General features: G+C 68.7%; 12 protein-coding genes. 9 read left to right on the top strand and 3 right to left on the bottom strand.

The annotated features are described in order from the left end of the window. The first annotated feature begins 85 nt into the window (after positions 1-85). Together WBQ80_RS10985 and WBQ80_RS10980 are read left to right on the top strand one after the other, a co-directional pair. On the top strand, positions 86-922 hold the full coding sequence (locus WBQ80_RS10985) for a PfkB family carbohydrate kinase (protein WP_337282552.1): 837 nt from the start codon (positions 86-88) through the stop codon (positions 920-922). A 21-nt stretch (positions 923-943) separates the two neighbouring features. After that, positions 944-1960: an SIS domain-containing protein gene (locus tag WBQ80_RS10980; RefSeq protein ID WP_337282551.1), complete on the top strand. Its 1017-nt coding sequence runs from the start codon at positions 944-946 to the stop codon at positions 1958-1960. A gap of 107 nt (positions 1961-2067) precedes the next feature. On the opposite strand, the gene WBQ80_RS10975 is transcribed toward WBQ80_RS10980, so the two are convergent. The 3 genes from WBQ80_RS10975 to WBQ80_RS10965 all read right to left on the bottom strand — a co-directional run bounded on the left by WBQ80_RS10975 (position 2068) and on the right by WBQ80_RS10965 (position 5221). Beyond that, on the bottom strand, positions 2068-3168 hold the full coding sequence (locus WBQ80_RS10975; RefSeq protein ID WP_336573557.1) for a LacI family DNA-binding transcriptional regulator: 1101 nt from the start codon (positions 3166-3168) through the stop codon (positions 2068-2070). A 35-nt stretch (positions 3169-3203) separates the two neighbouring features. After that, complete coding sequence (locus WBQ80_RS10970; RefSeq protein ID WP_336573556.1) at positions 3204-4097, bottom strand: PfkB family carbohydrate kinase; 894 nt, start codon at positions 4095-4097, stop codon at positions 3204-3206. Positions 4098-4204: 107 nt separating this feature from the next. Next, on the bottom strand, positions 4205-5221 hold the full coding sequence (locus WBQ80_RS10965; RefSeq protein WP_336573555.1) for an SIS domain-containing protein: 1017 nt from the start codon (positions 5219-5221) through the stop codon (positions 4205-4207). 359 nt (positions 5222-5580) lie between these two features. Here WBQ80_RS10965 and WBQ80_RS10960 point away from each other — a divergent pair, with 359 nt between their 5' ends. The 7 genes from WBQ80_RS10960 (at position 5581) to WBQ80_RS10930 (ending at position 12443) form a co-directional block, all read left to right on the top strand. Next, a complete protein-coding gene (locus WBQ80_RS10960) occupies positions 5581-6900 on the top strand; it encodes an ABC transporter substrate-binding protein (protein ID WP_336573554.1) in 1320 nt (439 codons plus the stop codon). Then, complete coding sequence (locus WBQ80_RS10955) at positions 6878-7852, top strand: carbohydrate ABC transporter permease (protein ID WP_337282550.1); 975 nt, start codon at positions 6878-6880, stop codon at positions 7850-7852. Before WBQ80_RS10960 ends, WBQ80_RS10955 begins: the two co-directional genes overlap by 23 nt. Further along, positions 7846-8682: a carbohydrate ABC transporter permease gene (locus WBQ80_RS10950; protein WP_336571572.1), complete on the top strand. Its 837-nt coding sequence runs from the start codon at positions 7846-7848 to the stop codon at positions 8680-8682. The genes WBQ80_RS10955 and WBQ80_RS10950 overlap by 7 nt, the downstream gene beginning before the upstream one ends. After that, positions 8679-9530 carry a sugar phosphate isomerase/epimerase family protein gene (locus tag WBQ80_RS10945; protein WP_336571571.1) on the top strand — a complete coding sequence of 284 codons (852 nt, stop codon included), beginning with the start codon at positions 8679-8681 and terminating at the stop codon, positions 9528-9530. Before WBQ80_RS10950 ends, WBQ80_RS10945 begins: the two co-directional genes overlap by 4 nt. A gap of 63 nt (positions 9531-9593) precedes the next feature. Further along, positions 9594-10607, top strand: coding sequence for an SIS domain-containing protein (locus tag WBQ80_RS10940; protein ID WP_336571570.1), 1014 nt, complete (start codon positions 9594-9596; stop codon positions 10605-10607). Positions 10608-10618: 11 nt separating this feature from the next. Beyond that, positions 10619-11458 (top strand): PfkB family carbohydrate kinase, encoded by an 840-nt coding sequence (locus WBQ80_RS10935; protein WP_336571569.1) that lies wholly within the window; start codon positions 10619-10621, stop codon positions 11456-11458. A 541-nt stretch (positions 11459-11999) separates the two neighbouring features. Continuing rightward, a complete protein-coding gene (locus tag WBQ80_RS10930) occupies positions 12000-12443 on the top strand; it encodes an SRPBCC family protein (RefSeq protein ID WP_336571568.1) in 444 nt (147 codons plus the stop codon). Positions 12444-12456: the final 13 nt, after the last annotated feature.

Here is a 12456-nt window from a genome sequence, read left to right as displayed (position 1 = left end):
AACACGGCCACCCCGACGACCTCTTCGACCGACCCCAATCCCCCCGCCTCCGCCGATTCCTCAGCGAGGTGCTGTGAACCCGCCCGTGCGTATCGCCGGTGTCGGCGACAACGTCGTGGACTGCTACGCCGACGCCGGACTGATGTTCCCCGGCGGCAACACTCTCAACGTCGCCGTGCACGCTGCACGACACGGCGCGAACAGCGCCTACTTCGGCCAGGTCGCCCGCGACCCCGCCGGCGAGACCATCGCCCGGGCACTGCGTGCCGAGGGCGTCGATGTGTCCGGGCTGCGGTTTGCGCCGGGCAGGACGGCACACTGCATCATCGAGCTTGACGAACACGGCGACCGAACGTTCGCCTCGTTCGACCTCGGCGTCTCACGATTCGACCTCACCGACCAGGACGTCGCCGCACTGCGCGGACTCGACGCCGTCCACATCGGGGCGACCAGCGGACTCGACTCCGCACTTCCGTCGATCGCCGCGACCACCCGGCTGTCCTACGACTTCTCCACCTACGGCACTCCCGAGCACATCGCCGCCGTCGGCGCCCGGTGCTACCTCGCGATCCACTCCGGCGGCGATCTCGATGAGGACGAGTTCGAGCAGCTCGTCCAGCGCAGCGAGGCATCCGGCGCGGAATGGAGCCTCATCACCCGCGGAACCCGCGGCGCGGTCCTCGCCCATCGCGGACATCGCTGGGTCGGACAGGCAGCAGCCAGTGTCGACGCCGTGGACACCCTCGGAGCCGGCGACACCTTCGCCGCACGCGTCCTCGTCGGACTGCTCAACGACGAACGCCCCGACTACCTCCTCTCCGAGGCGGCACACGCCGCGGCGCAGACCTGCTCGCACCTCGGCGCGTTCGGCCACGGCACCCAGCTCACCCTCGACACCCCGGCGCTTCCCGAAGCCGGCTGAACCACCTAGAGAAAGAGAACCATGACCGACGGCACCTACGTGGGCCCCAGCCCGGTGAAGCCCATCCCCGACGACATCCGCCCCTCCCAGGAACACGCCATCACGCTCTGGTCGGACATTCGTTCGTACGTCGCCGCCCTCCCCGCGATCGACCGGATCTTCCTCGTCGGCGCGGGCGGGTCGTACTCAGGCCTCCAGGCCGCGCACTACCAACTCGACCGGCACTCCCTCATCCCGACGACCTCGGTCAACTCCGACGAGTTCTACTACCGCGCCTCGCCTGCCGTCGGTCCCGGCGCCCTCGTGATCACCCTCTCCGCCGCGGGCAACACGCCGGAGACCGTACGGGCCGGATCCTGGGCGCAGGAACGCGGCGCCGCCGTCGTCGCCGTCACCCTCAACTCCGAAGGACCCCTCGCCGAAGCGATCAAGACCGCCTTCATCGCACGCAACGGCGACGGCAACCAGATCCTGCTGCAACTGCTCGTGCTTGCGGTCCTCCAGCGCGAAGGCCGGGATGTCTCAGCGCAGCTCCGCGCGCTCGCATCGCTGCCCGCGGCGACCGAGGCGGCGCTGCGCACGTTCGAGCCGACCGCTGCCGCCATCGCCGAGGACATGAAGGACGTGCCGGTCACCTACCTCATCGCGTCCGGTCCGCTGCAAGGCATGGGCAGCACCTTCACCAGCTGCTTCCTGCAAGAGATGCAGTGGATGCACGCGGCCACCATCAATGCCGACGAGTTCTTCCAAGGGCCCTTCGAGGTCTTCGACCAGGGCACGAAGAGCATCCTCTTCCTCGGCGAGGACGAGACCCGCCCCATGAGCGAGCGGGTCGAACGGTTCCTCGAGCAGTACGGCGGCACCATCCACCGGGTCGACAGCCGCGACCTCGACCTGCCCGGCATCGCCGCAACCGAGCGATCGTTCGTGGCGCCGCTCGTCTACTACGCCCTCACCTTCCGCCTCGCCGCCCACTACGCCGCCGTTCGCGGATACACCCTCGAAGGACGCCGGTACATGTGGCAGTTCGCGTACTAGCACGTCGCGCAGCACGCTGCACGGCAGGGGGGCGGGTGGCGGGTGGCGGGTGTGCCATTCGCCCCCGCCTTCGCCCCCGCCTTCGCCTTCGCCTTCGCCGGACAGCCTCAGCGAGCCGCCGGTGGCGGCGCGACCGAGGCCCGGGATACGAGCTGCGTCTCCAGCGTGTGGAGCGAGCGAGGCGTCGCCTCGCCGTCGATCAGGGCGAGCAGGGTTCCCGCTGCAGTCTCACCGAGTCTGTGCATCGGCTGCTCGATCATGGTGAGCGGCGGATCCATGACCGCGGCCCAGGAGCTGTCGTCGAAGCCGATCAGCGAGACGTCGGCGGGGTACGACAGCCCAGCGGCGCGCACGGCGCGCAGGGAGCCGGTCATCGCATCGGTCTCCGTGCAGAACAGCGCGGTCGCGCGGTCGGGCAGCGCGAGCATGCGCCCGACCTCGTCGGTCGCTCGCTCCTCGGTCTTGGCCCCGACCATCACGAGTTCGGGGTCGAACGGGATGCCGGCATCGTCGAGCGCGTCGAGGTAGCCGCGCAGGCGCTCGGCGTCGGTCCACAGGTTCTTCGCCGCCGCCGCGAGCAGTTCGCGTCGGGTGCGTGGGCGTTCGTCCGTCGTCGGACCCCAGACGAACCCGATGCGAGTGTGACCGGCCCGGATCAGCGAGTCGACCGCCTCGCGGGCCGCCTCGCGGTTGTCGATCACGACCGCGTCGAGGTCGAGGTGCGACACCTCGCGGTCGACGAGCACCACGGGGATCCCGTGCTCGATCGCGGCCGTGAGATGCGCGACATCCGCTCGCTCGATCGCCGCCGAGGCGACTATGACGCCGTCGACGCGCTTGTCGATGAGCACGTTCATCGCCGCGATCTCTTCGGTGAGCGACTCGTGCGTGCTCAGCACGATCGTGTCGAAGCCGCGTTCACGCGACGCGTCGGAGATGCCCCGCACCACGCCGGCGAAGAACGGGTTGCCGATGTCGGCGACGATGACGCCGAGCGTGTGGGTGATGCCCGTCGACATGCTTCGGGCGAGCGCGTTGGCCCGGTAGCCGAGCTGCCCGGCTGCGGCGAGCACCCGTTCGCGCAGTTCGGGACTGACGTAGCCGTACCCGCCGAGCGTGCGCGCGGCGGTCGCGCGACCGACCCCGGCGGCGGCGGCGACCTCGGAGATGGTGGGCGGGTTCGAGGCCCGTTCCCGCTCAGTCGTCATGCCGCTGTGCCGACCCTTCACCCGTTGCCCCCGACTCACCACATGCTAGTGGCGACGGGCTCGCCCGACGGGTGCGAACGGCCGAAGGCGCCTTCGACGAAGCACTGAGCGTAGGCGGATGCCGCACCGGCCTGCAGCGCCGCGGCGAGTGCCGCCCGCGACGGGCGGGGACTCCCGCGCCGCCATCCGGCGCCGAGCAGCGAGACGACGAAACCTGCGAGGAACGCGTCGCCGCAACCCATCGTGTCGACGATCGCCGACGGGTCCTCGACGAGCTGCGCGGGCGCTGCGACGATGACGTCGCCGTCGGTGACCATCGCGCCGTCGGTGCCGCGTGTCGCGAGCGCGACCGAGGCACCGCGTGCGACGGCCTCAGACAGCAGCGCCCGGGTCTGCGCGTCGTCGAGGTGCGAGCACGACAGCAGCACGAGATCGGCGTGCGGGCATACCCGGTCGAGGTACGCGGGCGTGCGGAAGTCGTCCTCGCTGGAGAGGTCGAACGAGACGAGCGCGTCAGTGGCGGCGAGCTCTCGCAGCTCGGGCTCGCTCCGGGAGTACACGCTCGAGTGCACGAGGTCGAAGCCGCCGGCGTAGGCGAGCAGCGATGCATCGAGCTCGAGCGGCGAACGGACCGTCACCCCGCCGCCGTTCCAGCCCAGGAAGGTGCGTTCGCCGTGCTCGACCCGCAGAGTCGACACGCCGCTCTCCCCCGAACGCACCACGCTGCGCGACAGGTCCACGCCCTCGGCGGCGATGGCCTCGCGCAGGCGCTCGCCGGCCGTGTCATCGCCGAAGACGCCGAGGTACCCGGCCTCGGCGCCGAGCCGGTGTGCGAAGACCGCGACGTTGACGCAGTTGCCGCCCGGGTAGTCGAGCCCGCGGTCGAGGAACCGGTCCACGATGTTGTCGCCGAAGCCGAGTATGCGCATGGGACGCCTCCAGGGGCGGGTCGTAGGGATGATGCGGAGGGAGGGGATGGCCGGTGGTTGACGGATGCCCCGCGGCGCACCGGCCACGGGGCATCCGTCGGCTCGGGTCAGTAGTCGACGACGCGGTAGTAGCGACGCAGGTCGAGCGAGTGGTTCCGCACGCGCTCGAGGTGCTTCGACACGCGACCCATCACGGTGTCGAGCACGAGCGGCGCGAGCAGCCCGCGGAACTCCGGGCTGATGCCGTCGAGCTCGTAGTCCTTCGTGTCGAACACGGTGACGTCGCTCGTGATGCGCTTCACGAACTTCTCGACCCGGTCGGTGAGGGCGCGGGTCTCGTCCTCGCCCTGGAAGACGATCACGCTCGTGTCCTCCTCGAGCAGCTCGAGCGAGCCGTGGAAGAACTCGGCACTGTGGACGCGCGTGGTGCGCAGCCACTGCATCTCCTCGAGGATGCACATCGAGTAGAGGTAGGTGAAGCCCCAGAGGTTGCCGCCTCCGACGAGGAAGTGGTAGTCGGTCTCGGCGTGCGCCTCGGCGAAGGCGGATGCCACGGGCTCGGCCTGCTCGGCGACGCGTACGAGGATGTCGGGCAGCCCCGCGAGCTCGTCGGCGAATCGCTCGTATCCCTCGAACTCGCCGCGCGACGAGAGCAGCTTCGTCATGAACAGGAGCATCTGCACGTCGAACGGCCAGGTCTTCGGCTCCGACACGAGCGGGATGTCGACCGCCTGCGCGATGGGCGACTCCGGATAGCCCGTGAAGCCGATGGTGGTCACGCCGCGGGCCTTGCAGAACTCGATCGCGCGGAGGCTGTCGTCGGTGGTGCCCGACACCGAGGTGAAGATCGCGACCGAGTCGGAGCCGAGGGTCGCGTCGCCGGACTCGAGCAGCTCGGCGGCGATCACCGCGCGAACCGGCAGCGTCGAGCTCCTGCGGGCCAGGTGCTCGTACGGCCACATGGCCGCGTAGGTGCCGCCGGCGCCGATGAGGAACAGGTTGGCGAAGCCCTCCGCCTGGAGGCGGTCGACGACCTCCTCGATCTGCGGGCGCAGCGCCACGGCGCTGGCGGTCTGGTTGCGGAACGTCGTCTCGTCGAAGTCGAGGATCGTGGTCTCGAGCATGGTGGTCCTTTCCGACAGTGCTCGTGGTATCCGGCATCTGGTACCGGTATCAGGTCGGCCTCATGCTGGCACAGCGACGAGGGTCCGTCAACAGGGCGGGGTGGCGGAAGCTCGGAGCACGGCGATCGTTAATCCATTTGATCAGGTTATTTGCCGGAAACATGTTCACGCATTGGTGGCCTGCGCCGATCTTGCAAGGCGCCGATCCCGCGAAATCGAGAGAAAGTTCTGGTACCGGTATCAGATTCTGTGTAGAGTCATGCCCCACCAAGCAGTACGCGTCACATCGATCCAACGGCGGATCGCCGGAGCTGCACCTCCGGTCCGGTCCGGCATCCATCCCGAGTCGAAGGAAGACCATGCACGCACCGAGAATCACCGCACTCGCCGCACTCGCCGCGGCATCCGCCCTCACGCTGGCCGGGTGCGCCGGCGGCAGCGCCGCCCCGGCCGCCGACATCACCGCCGAACCCGAGTACTCCGGCACGCTGAGCATCCTGACGAAGTTCGGCGGCGACCCGCTCGGGCCGTACTTCGAGGACCTCGCCGCCCAGTACCAGGAGCTCCACCCCGACGTGACGATCGAGCTCATCCAGGAGACCGACCAGAGCGTCAAGGACAAGACGAAGACCCTGACCGCCTCCGGGGCACTGCCCGACATCTACTTCACCTGGACGGGCAACTGGGCGCAGAACTTCATCGACGGCGGGCTCGCCGCCGACCTCACCGAGCTCATCGCGCCCGGGACCGAGTGGGGCGACACCTTCGGCGAGGCCTCGCTCAGCGCGTTCGAGGTCGACGGGAAGTACTACGGCATCCCGCTCTACAACAACGGCAAGTTCATGGGCTACAACACGGCGATCTTCGAGGAGGTCGGCATCGAGGTGCCGACCACGTTCGAGGAGCTCATCGAGAGCTGTGCCCCGATCCGCTCCGCCGGCTACGAGCCCATCGCGTTCGGCAACAAGGACGGCTGGCCGGCGCTGCACTACCTGCAGCAGCTCTTCGCCTACAACGTGCCGAGCGACGTCTTGCGGGACGACTTCTCGCCCGCGACGGCGACGCTCGACGACCCGGGCTACCTGGCCTCGCTCGAGCAGTTCAAGACACTCGTCGACGACTGCACCGACACCGGCACCGGCACGAACGGCGTGCTCTACACGACCGCGCAGGAGGCCCTCGCCGGCGGACGGGCCGCCATGTACTACCAGGAGATCCTCGAGTTCGACACCGTCACGGCAGAGGGCAACGCCCTGACGCCCGACGAGTTCGGCATCTTCCCGCTGCCGGTGCCCGAGGGCGGCGAGGGCGACCCCGAGGCGATCGAGGGCTCGCCCGAGGGCTACCTCATCAACGCCAGGTCGCCCCGCGCGGCACTCGCCGTGGACTTCATGAAGTTCGCCACCACGCTCGAGAACGCGACCACCCTCTCGTCGCCGCCGTACGGGCAGCCGAGCACGGTCGTCGGCGCGGTCACGCCCGACACCTCGAGCGTCGCGGTCTACGACGGCATCACGAAGGTGAACGAGGCGTCCGACCTCGTCATCTGGTTGGACACCGTGACCGTGCCCGAGGTCGCCGACGCCTGGCTCGCCGGCGGCGAGGCCCTCATCAGCGGCGGCTCGACGCCCGAGCAGATCCTCGAGAGCGTGCGGAATGCTTCTGACTCAGCCCAGTGAGCGCGTCGGCGCGGTGCCGGTGGCCCAGGCCGCCGGCACCCCGCCGGGCCGCCCTGCCCGCCCGCCGCGCCGCGGCATCCGTCGCCTCGCGGGCATCGCCTGGCTCGTGCCCGCGCTCGTCGTCCTCGCCGTCTTCGTCTACCTCCCGCTCGTGCAGAACCTCGGGTTCTCGACGATGGAGTGGGACATCTACAGCGGCAGCCAGGCGTTCATCGGTGCCGACAACTACGCGAAGCTCGTCGGCGACCCGATCTTCTGGTCGTCCCTGCGCAACAACCTGCTCTACGCGGTGATCTCGCTGGCCTTCCAGGTGTTCGGCGCGATCGTGCTCGCGGCGATCATCGAGGGCATCCGCAGCGACCGCTGGCGGCGGAGCCTGCGTGCGATCTACTTCGTGCCGTCGGCGATCTCGCTCACCGTCGCAGGACTCCTCTTCTACTTCATCTACGAGCCGAACCTCGGGCTCCTCAACTTCGTGCTCGAGCAGGCCGGACTCGCGGCGTGGGCCCAGCCGTGGCTGGGACAGGAGAGCACCGCGATTGTCGCCGTCATCGCGATGAGCCAGTGGCAGGGCTTCGGATACTCGACGCTCCTGTTCGCCGTCGCGATCCAGCGCATTCCGTCGGAGCTCTACGAGGCCGCGTCGATCGACGGCATCGGACCCGTTCGCCGCTTCTTCACGATCACGCTCCCGCTCGTGCGCGAGATGACCGGCCTCATGATCATCGTCACGATCTCCGGTGCGTTCCAGGTCTTCAACGAGGTCATGGTAATGACCTCCGGCGGGCCGAACAACTCCACGCAGGTGCTCGGCACGTGGCTCTACCGCAACGGGTTCGTGCGCAACGACTTCGGGTACGCCGCGGCCATCGCGACCGTCATCTTCGTCGTCACGCTCGGTATCGCGCTCGTCCAGCTCTGGATCAACCGTCGCAGAAGGGTGGAATGGTGACTCGTCTCTCGTTCGCCGGCGTCATCGGCCGCGTGTTCATCTGGACCTTCCTCCTCTGCCTCGTGGTGGTCGTGGTCTACCCGCTCACCTGGATGGTCCTCAACGGCTTCAAGACGAACGCGGAGCTGTTCGGCAATCCGTTCGCGCTGCCGCTGCAGTGGGGGTGGGAGAACTACGCCGCCGCGTGGAACCGCGGGGTCAGCAACTACCTCACGACGAGCATCCTCGTCACGGTCACCTCGACCATCGCGACGGTGTTCATCAGCGCGTGGGCAGCGTACGGCCTGACCCGCGTCGAGATCCCGTTCTCGCGGACGTGGGCCGCCGTCATCCTCGGCGGACTCATGCTCGCCCCGACCGTCGCGCTCGTGCCGCTCGTGAAGATGTTCCAGTCGATGGGCCTCTACAACACGTTCTGGGCGTTGCTGATCCTGTACACCGCGTTCCGCATCCCGTTCACGACCTTCCTCATCCGCGCGTACATGATCGACCTGCCGCGCGAGGTCGACGAGGCGGCAGAGGTCGACGGGGCCAGCCGCTGGACTGCGTTCTGGCGCGTCATCCTGCCGATGTGCCGGCCGATCATCATCTCGGTCGTGATCCTGCACATCCTGTTTGCCTGGAACGAGTACCTGTTCGCGATGGTGTTCACGAGCGGCACCGACATGCAGACGCTCCCCGTCGGCCTCACGAGCCTCATGAGCAAGCACGGGACCGACTACCCGGTCGTGTTCGCCGGCATGGTCATCGCCGCGCTGCCCGTGGTCGTGCTCTTCTTCGCCTGCCAGCGGTACTTCATCAAGGGCCTCGCCGACGGGATCGGCAAGTGAGCGGCATCCGACTCGACCGCATCACCGGGTCGAACTTCTCGTACCAGCATCTGCCGTTCGACCGGTTCCTCGACGACATGGTCGTGCTCGGCCGCGAGCGTGTCGAGCTCTGGGGCATCGCGCCGCACCTCCACGTGCCGCACGTGAGCACCGGGGAGGCCCGTGGCATCCGCCGCCGGCTCACCGAGCGCGGCCTCACGGCGCAGTGCCTGACGCCGGAGCAGGTGATCTACCCCGTCAACGTCGCCTCGCCGGTGCCCTGGTTGCGCGAGTCGAGCATCGCGATGTTCCGTCGCGCAGCCGAGCTGTGCGGCGAACTCGAGTCGCCGATGCTGTTCCTGACGCCCGGCCGGGGCTTCGAAGACGAGCCGACGGATGCCGCGTGGCGGCGTTCCGTCGACGCGATCGGCGAGATCGCGGCCTACGCCGCCACCTTCGGGCTGGACTGCGTGCTCGAGCCGCTGCAACGCGTCGAGTCGAACCTCGTCAACGACGCCGCGACACTCGCCCGCATGATCGACGAGATCGCCGCACCGAATCTCGGGGCGGCACTCGACACCGTCGCCATGGCCGTCGCGGGCGACACCGTGGACACGTACTTCGACGCGCTCGGCGCACGCATCCGCCACGTCCACCTCATCGACGGGACGCCCGCCGGACACCTCGCCTGGGGCGACGGCGACCTGCCGCTCGGCGAGATCCTCGACGCGCTCGACCGCCGCGGCTACGACGGCTTCGCGACGTTCGAGCTGTTCGGCGACGGTACCTACGCGTTCGATCCGCGACCCGCGCTCGACCGATGCCTCGCCGCGGTCGAGCGCGAACTCGCGGCGAATCCTGCCGCCTGACTACCAGTACCTCGCCCTCAGCGAGGCACACCACGAACCCCACCGCAACACGAAAGGACCACCATGCTGAACTTCGACGAAGCGCGATTCCTGAGCATCCAGGCGGGAGCCGTCGCGCTCGCCGGACCCATCGACACCTTCATCACCGAGCGGCTCGCCGCCGGCGCGAAGAACGTGTTCTTCCTCGGCTCGGGCGGCGCCGGCATTCTCATGCAGCCGGCGGTGCGCCTGCTGCAGACGCGCTCGACGTTCCCCACCTTCCACGAGATGCCGGCCGAGCTCGTCGAGACCGGCTCGCTGAACCTCGGCCCCGACTCGATCGTCGTAGTCCCGTCGCTCTCCGGCACGACGCTCGAGAGCATCCGCGTGCTCGAGTACGCCCAGGAGCGCGGCGCGACCGTGCTGACCCTGACCGGCCACGCGGAGTCACCGCTCGCCGAGCACGCCGACCTCAACCTCACGACCTTCGCCGCGGACGACACCTCGAGCGAGACCTTCTCGGTGCAGTCGCTGCTGATCGCGCTGTCGATCATGCGCGCCCGCGGCGAGTTCGACGACTACGACACCGTGCTCGGCCAGCTCACGACGCTGCCCGACGCGCTCCTCGGGGTCAAGCGGTCGTTCGAGGTGCGTGCCGGCGACCTCGCGCGAATCATCGCCGGGTCCGACTACCACGTCATCACCGGAGCCGGGGCGAGCTGGCCCGAGGCGTTCTACTACGGCATGTGCATCCTCGAGGAGATGCAGTGGATCCGCACGCGGCCCGTGCACGCATCGGACTTCTTCCACGGCACGCTCGAGCTGCTCGAGCCCGGCGTGAGCGTCATCGCGCTCAAGGGCGAGGACGCCGGCCGCGCGCTCGTCGAACGGGTCGAGGCGTTCGTGCCACGCATTACCGACACGCTGCAGGTCATCGACACCGCCGACTTCGAGCTGCTCGGCTTCACACCCGACGTGCGTGCTCTGCTCGCGCCCGCGCTGCTGGCGACCGCGCTCGAGCGCGTGAGCGCCCACCTCGAGGTACTGCGCGACCACCCGCTCACCACGCGCCGGTACTACCGGCAGCTGCAGTACTGAGGCCGTCCGGCATGGGCGGCCGCGTCATCCCGTTCGCCGTCGCGACCGTCGGCGACAACACCATCGACCGCTACGTCGGTGACGAGTCGGCGCGGTACGTGGGCGGCAACGCGTTCAACGTGGCCGCCCAGCTCGCGGGGCACGGATACCGTGTCGGCTACTTCGGTGCGGTAGGTCCCGATCCCGACGGGAGGACGATCGCGCGCGGCCTACGCCGCGCCCGCATCGACCCGACGGGTCTCGTCACGCGGGCGGGACGCACGGCAGTCACGACGATCCGGGTCGACGACGGCGATCGCGTCTTCGAGCACGAGGAGTTCGGCGTGACCGCGGCCTACTTCCCCCGCGACGCCCATATCGCGCTGCTCGCGAAGATGCGGTGGGCGCATGTCGGCATGCTCCCGCGCGCAGATGAGCTCCGAGCGCGGCTCGCCGCTCTCCGGCTCACCCGCGACCGAGGCCGCAGTCACGGACCGATCGTGAGCCAGGACTGCGCGGTCGCCGACGGCTTCGCGGATCTCGACGTGGCATTCGGGTCGGTCGGCGAACTCGGCGACGCCGCCACTTGGGCCTCGGAAGCACTCGCCAGCGGCGCCAGATCGGCCGTCGTGACGCGAGGCGCGGCCGGTGCAATCGCAACCGACGGCGAGCGCTGGTTCGAGCAGCGGGCAATCCCGATCGACGTGGTGGACACGACCGGCGCAGGCGACGCCTTCATCGCGGGCTTCATCTCCGCCCGCGTCGAAGGCCTTCCGATGCCCGCCGCCCTCTCCCGTGGCGCGCACTGGGCCGCCGCGGCCTGCACGCATCCTGGTGGGTGGCCGCTCGCGCCCGCGGGCGCGGGCTCATGACATAGCCCCGCCCGATGCGGCACCTCGAGCGCCGCAGCCGCTCCCCATCTCGTCATCCTCATGCCCCGCGGATCCTCCGCCTGTCCGACGCCTTGAGGCAACTGTCACGGTTAACTCACGGTTTTGCCGAGTTCACCGGAACTCACTGCGTTTCACATTCCGCGTGATTTCGCGGCTCGTGAGCCCGAGTGAGCCATCGTGAACCACCACTTAGGAACTTCTGCTTCCCAAGCAGACAGCGCGGGTTCGATTCCCGTCATCGGCTCTTCCTAAATTACCTGATCAGAAGCACTTTCCATGCTCCCGCAGCAGGCGTGCAATCCCACATATCGCCCGGAGACAGTCCACACGGATGCATCTCGATAGGTTCTCGGGGCTGATCAGGGATTTCGACGACAACCGAGCCGCGACTCTCGATTGAAAATCTCTCTCGTAGTCACTTAATAGTCACAAATTCGAGCGGACCCTCCGCCTCAGCGGCCGTCGCCGATGGTCATGCGCCTCGACTCATCGACTCGCCCGCGGTGGGACACCGATCGCTGTGACCGTCGAATTTGAGTGCCGGACGCACGTGCCCGCCAGCGTGCAGGAAACGTTCGACCGCTCTCGGAGCATCGACCTGCACATGACGTCCATGTCCGCTTCGCGCGAGCGCGCGATCGCCGGCGTCACCGCCGGTCTGATCAGCGAAGGCGAAGAGGTCACTTGGCGGGCATGGCACTTCGGGGTGCCGATCCGAATGACCAGCCGCATCACCGCGATGACGGAACCGGAGTCCTTCGTCGACGAGCAGGTGCGGGGGCCGTTCCGCTCGTTCCGGCACGAGCACGAGTTCCGACCGGACGGGTCCGGCACACTCATGCTCGATCGCGTGGAGTTCGAAGCGCCGCTCGGACCGCTCGGCACGATGGCAGAACTGGTGATCGGCCCCTACCTGCGCCGTCTCATCGAGAAGCGCAACGCTCACATCGCGTCAACCGACTGATCGCTGCCGATCC

Source organism: Agromyces sp. CCNWLW213 (genome assembly GCF_037199545.1).
Classification (GTDB): domain Bacteria; phylum Actinomycetota; class Actinomycetes; order Actinomycetales; family Microbacteriaceae; genus Agromyces.
Note: the sequence above shows the minus strand (reverse complement) of the source record. Positions and strands in the feature narration are given on the sequence as shown.